The 16208-nt window shown below is 71.3% G+C and carries 19 protein-coding genes; 10 read left to right on the plus strand and 9 right to left on the minus strand.

The features are described from left to right. Positions 1-55: 55 nt before the first annotated feature. From ACTHMF_RS02245 to ACTHMF_RS02260, 4 genes are read right to left on the minus strand one after another with little or no spacing between them, the layout of a single operon-like run. Positions 56-1075, minus strand: coding sequence for an alpha/beta hydrolase (locus ACTHMF_RS02245; RefSeq protein WP_440316130.1), 1020 nt, complete (start codon positions 1073-1075; stop codon positions 56-58). Between the two features lie 37 nt (positions 1076-1112). After that, a complete protein-coding gene (locus ACTHMF_RS02250) occupies positions 1113-2495 on the minus strand; it encodes an FAD-dependent oxidoreductase (RefSeq protein ID WP_314147595.1) in 1383 nt (460 codons plus the stop codon). A 20-nt stretch (positions 2496-2515) separates the two neighbouring features. Then, complete coding sequence (locus tag ACTHMF_RS02255) at positions 2516-3595, minus strand: polyprenyl synthetase family protein (RefSeq protein WP_314147593.1); 1080 nt, start codon at positions 3593-3595, stop codon at positions 2516-2518. Further along, complete coding sequence (locus ACTHMF_RS02260) at positions 3595-4626, minus strand: demethylmenaquinone methyltransferase (RefSeq protein WP_440316131.1); 1032 nt, start codon at positions 4624-4626, stop codon at positions 3595-3597. The genes ACTHMF_RS02255 and ACTHMF_RS02260 overlap by 1 nt, the downstream gene beginning before the upstream one ends. 122 nt (positions 4627-4748) lie before the next feature. Here ACTHMF_RS02260 and ACTHMF_RS02265 point away from each other — a divergent pair, with 122 nt between their 5' ends. Beyond that, on the plus strand, positions 4749-6017 hold the full coding sequence (locus tag ACTHMF_RS02265) for an isochorismate synthase (protein ID WP_440316132.1): 1269 nt from the start codon (positions 4749-4751) through the stop codon (positions 6015-6017). 16 nt (positions 6018-6033) lie between these two features. On the opposite strand, the gene ACTHMF_RS02270 is transcribed toward ACTHMF_RS02265, so the two are convergent. After that, positions 6034-6888: a PPK2 family polyphosphate kinase gene (locus ACTHMF_RS02270; protein ID WP_314147590.1), complete on the minus strand. Its 855-nt coding sequence runs from the start codon at positions 6886-6888 to the stop codon at positions 6034-6036. A gap of 63 nt (positions 6889-6951) precedes the next feature. Next, on the minus strand, positions 6952-8877 hold the full coding sequence (locus ACTHMF_RS02275; protein ID WP_440316133.1) for a hypothetical protein: 1926 nt from the start codon (positions 8875-8877) through the stop codon (positions 6952-6954). Between the two features lie 105 nt (positions 8878-8982). Here ACTHMF_RS02275 and ACTHMF_RS02280 point away from each other — a divergent pair, with 105 nt between their 5' ends. From ACTHMF_RS02280 to ACTHMF_RS02290, 3 genes are all read left to right on the plus strand, one after another. Continuing rightward, positions 8983-9369, plus strand: coding sequence for a PLDc N-terminal domain-containing protein (locus tag ACTHMF_RS02280; RefSeq protein WP_440316134.1), 387 nt, complete (start codon positions 8983-8985; stop codon positions 9367-9369). A 100-nt stretch (positions 9370-9469) separates the two neighbouring features. Continuing rightward, on the plus strand, positions 9470-10096 hold the full coding sequence (locus tag ACTHMF_RS02285; protein ID WP_440316135.1) for a GntR family transcriptional regulator: 627 nt from the start codon (positions 9470-9472) through the stop codon (positions 10094-10096). Beyond that, complete coding sequence (locus ACTHMF_RS02290) at positions 10096-10797, plus strand: GntR family transcriptional regulator (protein WP_440316136.1); 702 nt, start codon at positions 10096-10098, stop codon at positions 10795-10797. The genes ACTHMF_RS02285 and ACTHMF_RS02290 overlap by 1 nt, the downstream gene beginning before the upstream one ends. 45 nt (positions 10798-10842) lie before the next feature. On the opposite strand, the gene ACTHMF_RS02295 is transcribed toward ACTHMF_RS02290, so the two are convergent. Further along, positions 10843-11514 (minus strand): potassium channel family protein, encoded by a 672-nt coding sequence (locus ACTHMF_RS02295; RefSeq protein WP_314147586.1) that lies wholly within the window; start codon positions 11512-11514, stop codon positions 10843-10845. Beyond that, on the minus strand, positions 11507-12943 hold the full coding sequence (locus ACTHMF_RS02300) for a TrkH family potassium uptake protein (protein ID WP_440316137.1): 1437 nt from the start codon (positions 12941-12943) through the stop codon (positions 11507-11509). The genes ACTHMF_RS02295 and ACTHMF_RS02300 overlap by 8 nt, the downstream gene beginning before the upstream one ends. A 67-nt stretch (positions 12944-13010) precedes the next feature. On the opposite strand from ACTHMF_RS02300, the gene ACTHMF_RS02305 reads away from it, so the two are divergent. From ACTHMF_RS02305 to ACTHMF_RS02330, 6 genes are all read left to right on the plus strand, one after another. After that, positions 13011-13427: an ArsR/SmtB family transcription factor gene (locus ACTHMF_RS02305; RefSeq protein WP_314147584.1), complete on the plus strand. Its 417-nt coding sequence runs from the start codon at positions 13011-13013 to the stop codon at positions 13425-13427. 83 nt (positions 13428-13510) lie between these two features. Next, positions 13511-13720 carry a helix-turn-helix domain-containing protein gene (locus ACTHMF_RS02310; protein WP_314147583.1) on the plus strand — a complete coding sequence of 70 codons (210 nt, stop codon included), beginning with the start codon at positions 13511-13513 and terminating at the stop codon, positions 13718-13720. Positions 13721-13790: 70 nt separating this feature from the next. Then, positions 13791-13889 carry a 30S ribosomal protein bS22 gene (locus tag ACTHMF_RS02315; RefSeq protein WP_003792170.1) on the plus strand — a complete coding sequence of 33 codons (99 nt, stop codon included), beginning with the start codon at positions 13791-13793 and terminating at the stop codon, positions 13887-13889. Between the two features lie 82 nt (positions 13890-13971). Beyond that, positions 13972-14238 (plus strand): glutaredoxin family protein, encoded by a 267-nt coding sequence (locus ACTHMF_RS02320; protein ID WP_440316138.1) that lies wholly within the window; start codon positions 13972-13974, stop codon positions 14236-14238. Further along, positions 14235-14537 (plus strand): Dabb family protein, encoded by a 303-nt coding sequence (locus ACTHMF_RS02325; RefSeq protein WP_314147581.1) that lies wholly within the window; start codon positions 14235-14237, stop codon positions 14535-14537. Before ACTHMF_RS02320 ends, ACTHMF_RS02325 begins: the two co-directional genes overlap by 4 nt. A gap of 121 nt (positions 14538-14658) precedes the next feature. Further along, positions 14659-15525 carry a hypothetical protein gene (locus ACTHMF_RS02330; protein WP_440316139.1) on the plus strand — a complete coding sequence of 289 codons (867 nt, stop codon included), beginning with the start codon at positions 14659-14661 and terminating at the stop codon, positions 15523-15525. Positions 15526-15599: 74 nt separating this feature from the next. On the opposite strand, the gene proC is transcribed toward ACTHMF_RS02330, so the two are convergent. Then, the coding region (gene proC, locus ACTHMF_RS02335) for a pyrroline-5-carboxylate reductase (RefSeq protein WP_440316140.1) at positions 15600-16208 on the minus strand (609 nt) is incomplete at its 5' end.

Here is a 16208-nt window from a genome sequence, read left to right on the forward strand (position 1 = left end):
GGCACGTCGTTGTCGCTTTCGCGCGCCGGAAGCGACGACGACGTGCCCCTCGGCGTCAGTGGCGGGTGCTGAGAGCTCCGCGGAGCCAGAGGCTGAGCTGGGCGTAGGCGGCGGCGCGCACCGCCGGCGGCGACAGGAAGACGTCGTGCAGGGCGTCCTGGACGCGGGCGACGGTCACCGTCGGCGCCAGGCCCAGCGCCCGGATCGCGATGTCCTGCACCACCAGCACCACGTCCGACTTCAGCATGTCCGGCGTCCAGTACGGCAGCAGCGTGGAAGCCGACGACAGCAGCGTGAGCACCGGCGCGTCGATGCGCAGCCCGGCCGCGACCCGGGCGTGCCCGGCGAGGATCGCCGTCAGCCACGCCGGGTAGACGCGGAAGCCGCGCACCGGACGCCAGGCGAGGTCGTAGTCCCACTCGCCGTCCATGGTCTTCGACACCGACCGCGTGTAGAAGCCGAGGTCCACGTTCGGCATCGCCGCCTTCGGGTCGATCCTGGCCTGCAGGTCCACCAGCGGCCCGAGTGCGGCGCGGCCGACGGAGTGCGCCTGGAACTCCAGCCACGGGCTGTTCAGCACGAGCGCGGCCGCGCGGCCGGGATGCCGGTCCGCCCACAGGCTCAGCGTCAGCCCGCCCGTGGAGTGGCCGACCAGCACGAGCCGGCGCGAGCGGCCGCCGGCGCGCTGCCCCTCTCCGTGCCCGATCGCCGTGAGCGCCGCCTCGATGTCCTCGTCGTAGGTGTTCAGATCGCTGACGTAGCCGGGCGTCTGCCCCTTGCGCAGGCTCCGGCCGTACTTGCGCAGATCGAGGGCGTGGAAGCGCGCGCCCGCGTCGTGCCAGAACCGGGCGAGCTCGGTCTGGAAGAAGTAGTCAGACCAGCCGTGCACGTAGAGCACGTCCGTGTCGGCGGCGGGATGCGCGCCGGCGCGCAGCAGGTCGCCCAGGTGCGGGCCGGGCGAGTACCGCACGAGCGTCGCGACGACGTCGCCCTCGGCGTCGGCGGCGAGCGGCAGCGTGAGCTGCTCGAACCCGTCGCCGAGGATGTCCGGCCGCCAGTCGTGCACGCGCGTCATGTCACCAGGGTGCCAGAGGATGCGCGCAGCGGGCCGCTCACTCCGCCGCCGGAGCCTCCACGGGCGTCCCGTTGGACACCCGGACCATCTCGTCCCTCGGCACGACCTTGATGCGGGCACGGCCGCGCTCGGCGCCGAGCTGCTGCTCGTGCGCATCGAGGTTGTGCCAGCCGTCGAGGTTCGTGAACTCGACGCCGCGCTCCTCGAGCAGGCGGACGACCGACTCCTCGGACGGGTCGGCAGGCGCCCACCAGTTGCCCTGGTCGTTGATGACGTGCTTGATCGTCTCCATCGCGTCCGACTTGGTGTGGCCGATCAGCCCCACCGGGCCGCGCTTGATCCAGCCGGTCGCGTAGACGCCGTACATGCGCTCGTTGTCGCCCTTGCGCAGCACCTGGCCCTCGTGGTTCGGGATCACGCCGTGCTTCTTGTCGAACGGGATGCCGGGCAGCGGCGACCCGAAGTAGCCGACCGCGCGGTACAGCGCCTGGATCTCGACCTCGCGGATCTCGCCGGTGCCGCGCACGCCGCCCTCGCCGTCCGGCTCGGTGCGCTCGTAGCGGAAGGCGCGGACGTTGCCGTCCTCGTCGGCGACGACCTCGACCGGCTTGGCGTAGAAGTGCAGGTGCAGCCGGCGCGACGCCTGGCCCACCTCGCGCTTCCGCCACTGCTGCAGGACGCGGTCGATGACCATGACCTGCTTGTTGCTGGCGATCGCGTCCTTGGACTGCTCGTCGTAGTCGAAGTCCTCGTCGTAGAGGATCATGTCGACGTCGCGCAGCTCGCCCAGCTCGCGCAGCTCCAGCGGCGTGAACTTCACCTGGGCCGGGCCTCGGCGGCCGAAGACGTGCACGTCCGTGACCGGCGAGCTCTTGAGGATCTCGTAGACGTTGTCCGGGATCTCGGTCGGCAGCAGGTCGTCGGCGTGCTTGGCCAGGATGCGCGAGACATCCAGCGCGACGTTGCCGTTGCCGATCACGGCGACGGACTCCGCCTCGAGCGGCCAGGTGCGCGGGACGTCCGGGTGGCCGTCGAACCAGCTGACGAAGTCGGCGGCGCCGTACGAGCCGTGCAGGTCGATGCCGGGGATGTCGAGGTCCGCGTCGTGCACAGCGCCGGTCGCGAAGATGACGGCGTTGTAGTGCCGCTTCAGGTCGTCGAGGGTGATGTCGGTGCCGTAGGTGACATTGCCGAAGATGCGGATGTCGCCGCGGTCGAGCACCTCGCGCAGCGCGGTGATGATGCCCTTGATGCGTGGGTGGTCCGGCGCGACGCCGTAGCGGACGAGGCCGTACGGCGCGGGCAGCTGCTCGAACAGGTCGATCGAGACGTCGAACCCGCGCTCCGCCTTCAGCAGGATGTCGGCGGCGTAGATCCCTGCGGGTCCCGCGCCGACGATGGCCAGTCGGAGTTTGGTCATGCGTTGATTTCCTTCTTCGCTCAGCTCGAACGTTCGACGATGGTGTCCGCGAACCTCACCAGGGCCTTCTTCACCGGGCCGTCGGGCAGCGGCGCGAGCGCCTCGACGGCCTCGCGGGCCCAGCGGTGCGCCTCCTCGAGCGTCTGCTGCGTCACCTCGTGCTCGCGCAGCGCGGCGATGGCGGCCGTGGACTCGGGGGTGATCTCGCCGTCCTCAGCGGTGCCCATCACGTCGCGCTCCAGGCGGTCGAGCAGTTCCGCGGCGGACGGATCGGTGGCGGACCGCTCGCGCAGCCGCAGCACCGGGAGGGTCGCCACGCCGGCGCGCAGGTCGTTGCCCGGCTGCTTGCCGGTCTCCGCGACGCCCTGCGACGACAGGTCGATGACGTCGTCGATGAGCTGGAAGGCGACGCCGATCTTCTCGCCGAAGGTCACGACCGGCTCCTCGTAGGCGCTGTCGGCGTGCGAGAAAACGACGCCCATCTGCGCGGCGACGGCGATCAGCGAGCCGGTCTTGTCCTCCAGCACGCGCAGGTAGTGCGCGATGGGGTCCTCGCCGTCCTGCGGGCCGATGGTCTCGTGGAGCTGGCCGAGGCAGAGCCGCTCGAAGGTGTCCGCCTGCAGCTGGATCGCGCGCTCGCCCAGCGCGGAGACGAGCTTGCTCGCGCGCGCGAACAGCAGGTCCCCGGTGAGGACGGCGACCGAGTTGCCCCACACGAACTGGGCGGTGGGGACGCCGCGGCGCATCTGCGAGTCGTCCATCACATCGTCGTGGTACAGCGACGCGAGGTGCGTGATCTCGACCGCCTGCGCCGCCTGTAGCACCTCGGGGGTGTTGCCGTCGCCGAGCTGCGCGGTGAGGAGGGTGAGCAGCGGGCGCACGCGCTTGCCGCCGGCCTCCAGCAGGTACCGCGTCGTGACGTCGGCGAGGTTGTCGGCGAACCGCATCTGCTGGTGCAGGGCCTCCTCGACGAGCGCGAGGCCGTCGTCGACGGCGGAGGCGACCTTGCGGTCCTCGCCGCTGGCGAAGATCCGCTCGGTGAGGCCGAGCTGGCTGGTCAGCGACGCGGGACGTCGGACAGCCGGAACGCTGCGTGGCACTACTCCCCCTCGGGTGGGACGGCGGACGGCTTGGGCGCGGCCGGCTTCTTCGGCGTCGCGGGCTTCTTGGCGGCCGCGGGCTTCGCGGCCGCGGCGGGCTTCGCGGCGGCGGCCGGCTTCGGCTTGGCAGCCGCAGGCTTCGCGGCAGCAGCGGGCTGTGTGGCAGCGGGCTTCGCGGCAGCAGCGCGCTTCGCGGGAGCCGCGGTCTTCTCCGCAGCCGCCGCGGGCTTCTTCGCCGCGGCAGGCTTCTTCGCGGCCGCCGGCTTCGCCGCAGCCGCCGGCTTCTTCGCAGCCGCTGGCTCCTCCGGCTCCACCACCGGCACGACCCGCTCCGGCTTCCAGCCGCGGTGCAGCGCCACGATCCCCGCCGTCAGGTTCCGCCACGCCACCCGCTCGAATCCGGCGTCGCGCAGCCACTCCGCCAGCGCAGGCTGGCTCGGCCAGGCCTGGATGGACTCCATCAGGTACTCGTACGCCGCAGGGTTCGAGCTCGCCGCCCTGGCGAGGATCGGCATCCCGTAGCGCAGGTAGGCGCCGTAGCCGGCGCGGATCGGCGCGAGGGTCGGCCGCGAGAACTCGCAGATCACCAGGCGTCCGCCCGGCTTCAGCACGCGGAAGAACTCGGCGAGCGCCGCGCGCGGGTCCACGATGTTGCGCAGCCCGAACGAGATCGTGACCGCGTCGAACGTGTCGTCGGCGAACGGCAGCGCCGTCGCGTCCGCCTGCACGAAGCTGACGAACGGATTGCCCGCCTGACGGCGGCGCCCGACCTCGATCATGCCCTCGGAGAAGTCCGCCGCAACCACGCTCGCACCGTTGCGGGCGAGGGACGCGCTGGAGGTCCCGGTCCCCGCCGCGACGTCGAGGATCGTCTCGCCGGCGCGCGGCCCGACGGCTCGCGTCGTCGCCACGCGCCAGAGGGTCGCGTTGCCCATCGAGAGGACCGTGTTGGTGCGGTCGTAATGGGTCGACACCTGGTCGAACATGGCGGCGACCTGGGCGGGCTGCTTGCTGAGGTCGGCCTTACTCACCCCACCAGCTTAGGCTGCGCCGTGATCCCGCGCATTTTCGCGCGTCCGCGCGCGACGCACGCGCGGGCAACGCCCAGGGGCCGCGCATCGGGCGCCCAGCATCCCGGGCGTAGGCTGGTCCGGTGACAGCTCCCTCGACCACCCGCAGGGCGACGGGCGTGACGGCTCTCTCGGTCGAGACGACGCCGATCGACGACGTCCGCCAGCTCATCCCCTTCCTCGACTCGCGCCGGCCCCTGGTCTGGCTCCGCAAGGGCGAGGGGATCGCGGGGATCGGCGAGACGCTGCGACTGGAGTTCTCCGGTCCCGACCGCATCCGGGAGGCGTCCGCCGCCTGGCGCGCGACGGTCGCCGCCGCCACCGTCGCGGACGACGTCCGCACGCCGGGCACCGGCCTCGTCGCGTTCGGCACCTTCGCCTTCGACGACGCCAGCTCCGCGACCAGCACGCTGATCGTGCCGGAGGTCGTCCTCGGCCGCCGCGCGGGTCGCAGCTGGATCACGCGCATCCGGCGCGCGGACGACGTGGACGGCGACCAGGCTCCCCGCCCGCGCCCCACCGCGTTCGGCGACGAGTACCGGCTCACCCTGCTGCCCGGCACGCTGGGCAAGGACGGCTACAAGGCCGCCGTCGCGTCGGCCGTCGAGCGCATCCGCGAGCACGACCTCTCCAAAGTCGTCCTCGCCCGCGACCTCACCGGGCATCTGCCGGCCGAGTCCGACGTGCGGCGGGCGCTGGTCGAGCTCGCGCTCGGCTACCCCGACTGCTGGACCTTCGCCGTCGACGGCCTGATCGGCTCGTCCCCGGAGACCCTGGTCCGCGTCCACCACGGCACCGTCACGGCCCGCGTACTCGCCGGGACCATCTCCCGCGGCCGCGACGCCGCCTCCGACAACGACGCCGCGATCGCCCTCGCCGCCTCCACCAAGGACCAGGACGAGCACCGCTTCGCCGTGGCCAGCGTCCTGGATGCGCTGCGCCCGCACAGCGCCGACCTGGCCGCGAGCGACTTGCCGTTCACGCTCAAGCTCCCCAACCTGTGGCACCTCGCCACCGATGTCGCCGGTACCCTCAGCGACGGCGCGAGCTCGCTCGATCTCGCGGACGCCCTGCACCCGACCGCCGCGGTCGCCGGGACGCCGAAGCGCGACGCCATCGCGCTCATCCGCGAGCTGGAGCCCTTCGACCGCGGACGATACGCGGGACCGGTCGGCTGGGTCGGCGGCGACGGCGACGGCGAGTGGGCGATCGCCCTGCGCTGCGCGCAGCTGAGCGACGGCGGGGATCTGACGGCCTACGCGGGCGGCGGGATCGTCGCGGACTCCGACCCGGAGCGCGAGCTCGCCGAGACGGTCATGAAGTTCCGGCCGATCGTCGAGGCCTTCGGCTGACCCGGGAGCGCCGCCGTCAGGAGCCGGCGAGCCTGGCCTTCTCCACCTCGATGTCGTAGTCGGGCACCGGCCAGTCCAGGTCGAGGTCCTCGAGGGCGCGGATGAGCAGGTGCTGCACCGCCAGCCGGGCGTACCACTTGCGGTCGGCGGGGACGACGAACCACGGCGCGTCCGGCGTCGAGGTCCGCTCGAACACGAGCTGGTAGGCCGCCTGGTAGTGGTCCCAGAGCAGCCGCTCGTCCACGTCGCCCGGGTTGTACTTCCAGTGCTTGTCCGGCCGCTCCAGCCGGTCGGCGAGCCGGGCCTTCTGCTCGTCCTTGCCGAGGTGCAGCATCACCTTGACGATCGTCGTCCCGCCCGCCGTCAGCTCCTTCTCGAACGCGTTGATGGCGTCGTAGCGCCGCTCGATCTCGTCCGGCCGCGCCAGCTGACGCACCCGGCCGATGAGCACGTCCTCGTAGTGCGAGCGATCGAAGACGCCCACCTGGCCCGCCGCGGGCACCTGACGCCAGACCCGCCAGAGGAAGTCGTGCGAGAGCTCCTCCTCTGTCGGCTTCTTGAAGCCGCTGTAGCGCACGCCGTCCGGGTTCATCTGGCCGATGACGTGGGTGACGATCCCGCCCTTGCCCGCCGTGTCCATCGCCTGCAGCACGAGCAGAACGCTCCGGGAGTCGCCGGCCGCGCCGGCGGCGAACAACCGCTCCTGCAACTGGGCCAGGACGGCGGCGCCCTCGGCGAGCGCCGCCTCGCCCGCCGCCTTGTCGCCGTCGAAACCGGGCGTGGTGTCCGTCGGCTGTTCGTCCAGCCGGAACCGCTTGCCGACCTTCAGCAGCTCGTCCGGGTCGGTCGCCCAGAAGCTCTCTCGTCCCACTTCGCCTCCTCGCTCGCAGGTCGCATCATCGTACGACCCCTGCGCGCGGCGTGCAGAGGGTGGTCAGACCCTGGTCACGTCCAGCACGGGCTCGAACGCGCCGGCCGGATGGATCACGACGACCGGCGCGGTGCCGCCGGGGAGCAGCCGGCCGATGTCGGCCGCCGAGGCGCGGTCGTCGACGGTGACGTCGATGCTCTCCCGCCAGCGCCCGTCCGGCAGGCGCTGCAGCGTCGCCTCCCAGGTGATCCCCGGCGTCCGCTTCGCCTGCAGCCGCAGGTGGATGCCGACAGCGCGCCTGCGGCCGAGGAGCGAGAGCAGGCCGCGGTAGATGGTCGCCCTGCGGTCCTCCGCGAGCCACGGGTCCAGGCGCCGCACGAGCACGTCGGCACTCCAGAGGATGGTCGTCGCCAGGCCGCCGCGGGACTGGTACACGTCGACCGCGTAGACCTCGGGGATGCGGCGCAGCGTCTGCTTCAGCGTCCCCCTGGTCAGTCCCTCCTCCACCGTGCTGTGCAGGTAGAACGGCACCGCCGGTCGCGGCGGGAGCCCGCCTGCGCGCACGACCGCCCTGTCCTCGACCCGCTGGCCGGTGCCGAGGAACGGCGCGATCCCCGCCAGGTAGGCGGCGACCTCGGGCGACGGCGGCCGCGCCTCGATCGCCGCGGCCGTGTCCGCGTACGCGGTCGCCTGGTGCAGCGCGCCCAGCCGGAACCCGGTGGAGAGCGGTGGCCCCGCCTTGACGGTCAGCAGCGCGGCGCCATCGCGGCCGTCGACGACCACCGGATTCTCCCGGCCGTCGATCCGCGGCACCAGGTCGAGCACGTGCTCGATGGAGAGGGTCCGGATGCCCGGCGGCACCGGCAGCCGGCCGAGCGGCGTCCCCGCCACCAGCAGATGCGTCACCGAGAACCCGGCCGCGTGCGCGCGCATCGCCACCTGCGCCGCGACCATGCCGCCGAGGCTGAACCCGGCCAGGAGCACGGGCTCCCCGGCGGGGATGCCGGCGTCGCGCATGGCGGCGAGGCCCGCCCGCGTGATCGTCGCCTCCCGCTCCGCGCCGATCACCAGGTCGGCCGTGAGGTCGTTCGGCGCAGCCCCCGCGCGGGGATGCCACGACTTGGTGCTCGGGAACTGAACGATCCAGTGCCGCGCACCCGTGTCGTCCCTGCGGCTGAGGACGCGGACCACTCCGACGTCCGGCCGGTCGTCGAGGTCGGGGTCGCACAGGTCGTCGATCTCGCGCTGGCTGAGCAGCAGCTCGCGCACCGAGTGCACCGCGCGCCTGCGCATCGCGCCCGCGGCGACGCCCGGCATCCCCAGCGGGTCGGGGACCGGCCCCAGGTCGAGGCCGAGCAGGCCGGCGGGCACGTCGGGCAGCCCGGGCGTCCTGCGGTACTCGTCGGGCGACGCCGGGTCGTCCCACCAGTCGAGCACGTCCCGCAGGTCGGGGAAGACGCGCGCGAGAAACGCGTCGTAGCCGGTCAGCACGACGTCGTGGCCGTCGCGCAGCAGCCCGCGCCTGCGGCCGAGGCCCACCGCCTTCGCCAGCAGCGCGGGCAGCGTGAACACGCCGAGGTACGGCCGCGCCCGCCAGCGCGGCCAGAGCAGACCCAGGACGCTCGCGAGCAGGGCTGCCGGTCCGAGCAGCACGCCGGCGGCCCGCGCCGTTCCTCCCGTGAGCCTCGGCATCGCGGACAGGTACAGCCCGCTCAGCGCGACCCGCCGCGCCCTGCGCCGGACGGGCGGCGGCGAGCCGAACGGGTACGGGATGCGACGGGCGCGCTGGACGCCGTACCAGGCCCACGCCGCGACGACGCCCAGCAGCCGGACGACGAGCGCGAGGACGCCGCAGACGACGGCGGCCGCGAGCAGCGCGATCCCGAGCACGAACGCGACGGGGACGCCGACGACGAACGCGACGACGAGGGCCGCCCAGCCGCCGGGCGACCGACCGCGCCACAGGCGGGGTTCGAGCTGCGGCAGCATGCGGTCAGCCTAACCACCACCGCCGGCAGCGCCCGCGCTTTGCCGTCTAGCCACGGCGGACCGGTGCGCACTACCGTGAGCGCACAATCGGTGAAGGAGCGAGCAGTGAACGGTTTCTGGAACATCGTCTGGCTGGTCTTCTGGGCCTTCGCCTTCGTCGCCTATCTGATGGTGCTGTTCACCATCCTGGTCGACCTGTTCCGCGACGATCAGCTGAACGGCTGGTGGAAAGCGATCTGGGTGATCTTCCTCATCTTCGTGCCTTTCCTCACCGCGCTCGTCTACCTGATCGCGCGCGGCCGCGGGATGGCGCTGCGCAACCAGAAGGAGCGGCAGACCGTGGCGGAGGACACCGACTACTACACGCATCCGACGCCGTCGAAGAACCCCGCCGCGGACATCGAGCAGGCGAAGCGGCTGATGGACTCGGGGGTCATCAGCAAGAACGAGTTCGACGCGCTCAAGGCCAAGGCGCTCGGCGAGCGATTCTGAGAACGCGCCTCGCGCGTAGCGCCATGGGTGGATGTAACATTCATGTATGCCTGTACCCGTAACAGAGAACGTCAGCCCACGACGCCTCATCCGCGACGAAGTGTTTCAGCGCCTCCTCGACGCCATCGTCGGCGGTGACCTCACCCCGGGCGAGCAGCTGTACGACGCCGAGATCGAGAGATGGGTCGGCGTCTCGCGCACGCCGGTACGCGAGGCCCTCAACCAGCTCGCCACCATGGGTCTCGTCGAGATCCTGCCGCAGAAGCGCACCAGGGTCACCCCGATCGACCCCACCCGGCTCCGCTCCCTCGTCGAGACGGTCGGGACTCTCCTTCAGGGCGTCGTCCGTGACGCGACACCGCTGCTGACCGAGCAGGACGTGGCAGCGCTCCGCGACGCCGCTGCGCGAGCGACCGCCGCCGACGACGGCGCGGCCCGTGCCCACGACGCTTTCATCGCCGATGCCTTCCTCGGCGTCTTCGTGCGTCGCCTGGACAACAAGACCCTGGCCCGGCTTCTCGTCCGGCACCTCCCCGAGGTGCGCCGCGCGCTCCTGGCCGCGCGATCCGCCGAGCCGTTCGAGCAGGCCGCCTCGTCGATCGCCGCCCTGGTGGACGCCGCGGCCGCCGGAGACGCTGCCGCCGCCGCGCGCGCCACCACCGAATACTGGGCAACCGGCCTTGCCGGCGTCGCCGACGAGTTCGACACACTGGAGAGGACCGCCTGATGCCGCTTCCCATCAACGATTCGGCACCTGTGGAGCGCCAGCTGCTCCGCGACGTCGTGTACAACCGGCTCTACGAGGGCATCCTCGACGGCACGCTCGAGCCCGGAGAGACGCTGCTCGACGAAACCCTCACCGCCTGGCTCGGAGTCTCCCGCACGCCGATCCGCGAGGCGCTGATGAAGCTCGCAGACATCGGCCTGGTCGAGATGGCGCCGAACCGGTACACCCGGGTGGCGCCGATCGACCTGCGCGCCATCGACGAGGCCGTCTACGCGATCGGCCTGCTCGACGAGCGGGCCGCCCGTGACGCGGTGCCACAACTCGACACCGCCGCTCTCGGCCGGCTCGACAAGGCGGTCAAGGAGGTGCGCAAGGCGACGAAGGCGGGGGACGCCCAGGCGCTCGGGCGCGCGTTCACCGCATTCTTCGCGGAGTTCGAGCGCGCGAGCGGGAACGCCGTCCTCCACGCCGTGAGCGAAAGCCTGAACCCGCAGCTGCTGCGCTACGTCTCCGTGTGGGAGAAGTCGTTCGGCGCCGACGACCTCGCCGGCGCGCTGGCCGGGATCCACGCGGCCGCGAAGGCCCACGACGCGGAAGCGACCGGGGATCTGGTGCGTGCACTGTACTCCGCCACCCTCGACCAGTTCCTTTCCGACTACCGCCGCTCCGACAGGGAGATCGAGGGAGCTCCCATCGTCTGACGTCGCCTCAGGCGTCTGACGGCCACTCAGGCGTCTGACGGCGACTCAGGCGTCCAGCGCCGCGAAGCGCTCGATGTCCGCGGAACTGCCGGAGACGATGATCAGGTCATGGTTGGAGACCACCGTGTCCGCCGTCGCGTAGGTGAACGGCTTGCCGGGACTCTTCACGCCGACGACGGTGATGTTGTACTTCGACCGCACGCCGGACTCGGTGAGGTTCAGCCCGCGGATGGGCTTCGGCGGGTACATCTTGACCAGCGCGAAGTCATCGTCGAACTCGATGAAGTCGAGCATCCGACCGGAGACGAGGTGGGCGACGCGCTCCCCCGCCTCCGCCTCCGGGTAGATCACGTGGTTCGCGCCGATCCGCTCCAGGATCTTGCCGTGCGACTGCGAGATGGCCTTCGCCCAGATCTGCGGGACGCGCAGGTCGACCAGGTTCGCGGTGATCAGCACGCTCGCCTCGATGGACGAGCCGACGGCGACGACCGCGATCGAGAAGTCCTCGGCGCCGATCTGACGCAGCGTCTCGATCGAACGCGCATCCGCCTGCACCGTGTGTGTGACCCTGTCCGCCCACTTCTGGACCAGCCCGGCGTCGGTGTCGATCGCCAGCACCTCGCGGTTGAGCCTGTCCAGCTGGCCGGCGGTCGCTGCGCCGAACCGGCCGAGGCCGATCACCAGGACGGGAGCGTTGTGCTTGATCCGGTCAACCAACGAGCGGCCTCTCCTCGGGGTTCTGGTACAGCTGCTTGCGCTGGCTCTGTGCCAGCGCCGCAGCGAGAGTCACTGTACCAACGCGCCCGCAGAACATCGTGGCCGCGAGCACGTAGACGCCGGCGTCCGGCAATCGCTCGGTGAGCCCGGTGGAGAGCCCGCAGGTGGCGAACGCCGAGATGACGTCGAACAGCACGTGGTCCAGCGGCGCCTTGGTGATCTGCAGGATGAGGATGCTCGAGACCGCCACGATCGTCGCGCCCCACAGCGCGACGGCCACCGACAGCCGCAGCACGTCGATCGGGATGCGGCGCTTGAACGCGTCCATCGACTCCACGCCGCGCGCCTCGGCGACGGCGGCCAGGAACAGCACCGTCAGCGTCGTCACCTTGATGCCGCCGGCGGTGGACGCGGAACCGCCGCCGATGAACATCAGCATGTCGGTCACGAGCAGGCTCGACCCGTGCAGGTCGTCGATGTTGATGGTCGAGAAGCCGCCGGAGCGCGCCATCGTGGACAGGAACAGCGACTGGAACACCGTGTGCCCCGCATCCAGCCTCCCGAACGTCTTCGGGTTGTCGTACTCGAGCACGATGTAGAGGATCGCGCCGGCGACGAGCAGGATCACGGACGTGAGCAGGGTCAGCTTCACGTGGATGGACCAGCGCCGGCGCTTCTTGCGCAGATTGGAGGCGATCGCGAGGATCACCGGGAAGCCGATCGCCCCCAGGAAGACGCCGATCATCAGAGCGCCGAGGAACCAGAAGTCCTCCGCGAACGGTGTCAGCCCCTCGGCGTTCGGGGCGAACCCGGTGTTCGTGAACGCCATCGCCGCGTAGTAGAGACTCTCCCACAGCGACGACCCGACGCTCATGCCCGCCACCAGCATCCGCGGGAACAGCAGCACCGCCACCAGCCCCTCGATCACGACCAGGCTGATCGCCACCGTCGCCAGCAGCTTGCCGACCTCGCCCAGCCGTACCGCCTGACCCTCCGCGACCGGGCCGGCGTGGATGCGCAACGGGTTGCTGTCGCTCGCCGCCATGAGCTTGGCGCGCAGCCCCAGCCGCCTCGAGATCACCAGGCCCAGGATGCTCGCCATCGTCAGCACGCCGACCGCACCGATCTGGACGCCCAGGTAGACGAGGATATGGCCGAACAGCGACCAGTGGGTCGCCATGTCGACTGTCGACAGACCCGTGACGCAGATGACGGAGACCGCGGTGAACAGCGAGTCGGCCAGCGGGGTCACCCGGCCGGAGGACGACGCGATCGGGAGCGAGAACAGCAGCGTGAACACGAGGATGAGCAGCGTGAACACCACGATGGCGAACCGGGACGGGCTGCGCTGGGCGAAGCCGTTGAGCGCGGCCCTCACGCGTCCCCCCGATGTGGTGGTGCCTCTGCGGGCCGCCTGCGTCGCGCGCATCGTCCGTTACCTCCCACCGACAGCTTCGGACATGGTACTCCGACACCCGGGCGACTAGCCTGGTGGAATGGCCGACATCTTCGACGTGATCGCCGACCCGACCCGGCGCGACATCCTCAAAGTGCTGCTCGACCGTAACTCGGATGATTCGCACTCGGTCGGCGAGATCTCGGTCTCGGAGATCGTGGCGCGGCTGGAGCTCAGCCAGCCGACCGTCTCCAAGCACCTCAAGGTGCTGCGCGAGGCGTCCCTGGTCGCCGTCCGCGAGGAGGGCCAGCACCGCTACTACCGCCTGGACCCGACCCCGCTGGAGGCGGTGGAGGACTGGGTGATCCCGTTCACCGCGTCCGACATCGACGCGAGCGAGCTCACCGCCCAGCTGGCCGACGAGACGCGCGAGTTCGCCAGCACCGTCGGCAAGGTGCTCGCCGACACCCGGCACCGTGTGGAGCGGGTGACGCCGAAGAAGTGGCGGCGCGACTAGCGCCCGCCCGTGGGCGGCCTCTAGAGTTCCCTAGCGTCCCGTCGTCCCGACCCGAGTACGATGACGGGCAGAAGGGGGCATCGATGGCTCACGACGCTGGTTCCGGGTCGTTGCGCGACGTGCGCTTCCTGACGGTCGCCGAGGTGGCCGACATGATGCGCGTCTCCCGCATGACGGTCTACCGGCTCGTGCACTCGGGCGAGCTGCCCGCCATCCGGTTCGGGCGCTCCTTCCGTGTTCCCGAGTGGGCAGTAACACAGGTGCTGGAGAACGGCGTCGCCGACACGGCGTGACGTCAGGTAGACTGGCTGCTTGTGTCGCCGCGCATCCCGCGGCATGCCCCCTGAATTTTGTGAGGTCTACGTGGGTTCGGTTATCAAGAAGCGTCGCAAGCGTATGGCGAAGAAGAAGCACCGCAAGCTTCTCCGCAAGACGCGTCACCAGCGTCGCAACAAGAAGTAGACCTCGACAGTCTGCGGCTCGAGCGTCGGTCCGTCCCGGTCCGGCGCTTCCTGCTTTAACGTGCTCGGTTAGGCTGGATGCCGTGCCATCCACCGTCACTCTGACCCTGATCGGGAAGCCCGGCTGCCATCTCTGCGACGACGCGCGCGATGCCGTCCACGGCGTGATCGCGGCGCTGCCGGACGGCGCTCCGGCGGTCGAGGTCGTCGAGCGCAACATCCTCGAGGAGCCGGACCTGCACGAGCAGTACGTCGAGGACATCCCGGTGATCCTGGTGGACGGCCGCATGCACACCTACTGGCGCGTCGACCCGGCCCGCCTGCGCACCGCGATCCTGGAGGACCGATGACCATCCGCCACGTCGTCTCGTGGAAGCTCGCCACGACGGACGAGACCGAGCGCGCCGAGCAGGCCGCCCGCATCAAGGCCGGCCTGGAGTCGCTGCCCGCGGAGATCCCGGAGATCCTCTCGCTCGAGGTGGGCGTCAACGCCCTCCTCCCCGGCGACAACTTCGACGTCGTCCTGATCAGCGACTTCGCCGACGCCGACGCCCTGGATCGCTACGTCCAGGCCCCCGCCCACCAGACCGTCGCCGCCTACATCCGCTCCGTCACCGCCGCCCGCTCCGCCGTCGACTTCCCCGCCTGAACCCGCCGAGTACGCAGATTCTCTGCGTACTCGAGCGTTTTGACCCCACTTTTTGCGTACTCGACGGGTGGGGTGTGGATAAGTTGGGGGGCTTGTTCGGGGTTGGCGGTTGGGTGGGGGGATGGATGGGTTTCTAGTCAGGGAGGCGGTCGCAGGCGGGCTGGCGCGATCGAGCCTCTACAGCGGGCGGTACGCGGCGCCGTTCCACGGCGTCCGGACGGCGCGGGAGCCGGAGGGGCACCTCGCGCTCTGCCGCGCCGCGCTGCTCGCACTGCCGGACCAGGTGATCCTCTCGCACCGGAGCGCGGCGGTTCTGCACGGCATCCCGCTGCCGCGGCGGGCCGAGCCTGCTCTCGTGGAGGTGAGCGTGCTCGAGCCGCAGCGCACTCCCCGGCGCCGCGGGGTGCTCGCCCACCAGCTCACACCGACGGGCCAGCGCGTCGTCACGATCGGAGGGATGCGCGCGTTCGCCCCCGAGGAGGTGTGGGTGCAGCTCGGCACCGCTCTCGGCCCCGATGAGCTGACCGTCGCCGGCGACTACGTGATCGCCGGCACGGAACCGTACGACGGCGCCCCTCCGCCGGCGACACGAGCCCAGCTGGACGGCGCGCTTCGTCGTCACGGACGCCACCGCGGCGTCGCGAACCTCCGAGCCGCAGCCGGTCGCATCCGCTACGGGTCCCTGTCTCCCCAGGAGACGCGGCTCCGCCTCGCGCTCCAGGACGCCGGCCTCCCGGAACCCGAGCTCAACTATCGGGTCGCGGACGGCGACGGACGGGTCCGCGCGATGATCGACCTCGCCTATCCGGGCTTCGGCGTCGCGATCGAGTACCTCGGCGACCACCACCGCGCGACGAGCACCGCCTACCGCGCCGACATCACGCGCCGCGAGCTGCTCGTCCGGCTCGGCTGGGAGGTCGTCTTCGTCACCGCCGCCGATCCACTCCCCGCCGTCGCCGCCCGCGTGCGCACCCTCCTCCGCCGCTGACCGTCGAGTACGCAGATTCTCTGCGTACTCGGCCGTTTCGGGCGTACTTTCTGCGTACTCGGCTGCGGGGCGGGTCAGGAGGCGGCGAGTTCGCGGGCTCGGGCGAGGGCGGCGTCCGTGGCGCGGGTGAAGAGGGCGGGGAGGTCGGCGGCGGCGAGGACCTCGATGGCGCGCTCGGTGGTGCCCTTGGGGCTCGTGACCTTGCGGCGCAGCTCGGCGGGGTCCTCGCCGGAGGACACCAGCAGCTCCGAGGCGCCGAGGAAGGTGCCGTTCACCAGGATGCGCGCCTGCTCGGGTGTGAAGCCCTTCTCCCGTGCCGCGGCGGTCAGCGCCTCCACCAGGAAGAACACGTATGCCGGACCGGAGCCGGAGATGGTGGACAGCGCGTCCAGCTGCGACTCGGGGACCTCGACCACCTCGCCGACGGTCTCGAACAGTGCGCGGACCAGCGCGACGTCCTCCGGCTCCGAGCGCGTGCCGGCGCTGACGCCGGTCACCGCCTTGCCGACGAGGGCGGGCGTGTTCGGAATCGACCGCACGAGGGCGACCGACTCCGGCAGCAGCGACTCGAACGTCGCGACCGTCACGCCCGCGGCCACGCTCACCACGATCGCGCCCGGCGTCAGCGACGGCGCGATCTCGTGCAGTAGGTCGGGGACCATCGCCGGCTTGACCGCGACGAT

Origin of the sequence: Leifsonia sp. (assembly GCF_051955155.1) — a bacterium.
Taxonomy (GTDB): Bacteria; Actinomycetota; Actinomycetes; order Actinomycetales; family Microbacteriaceae; genus Leifsonia.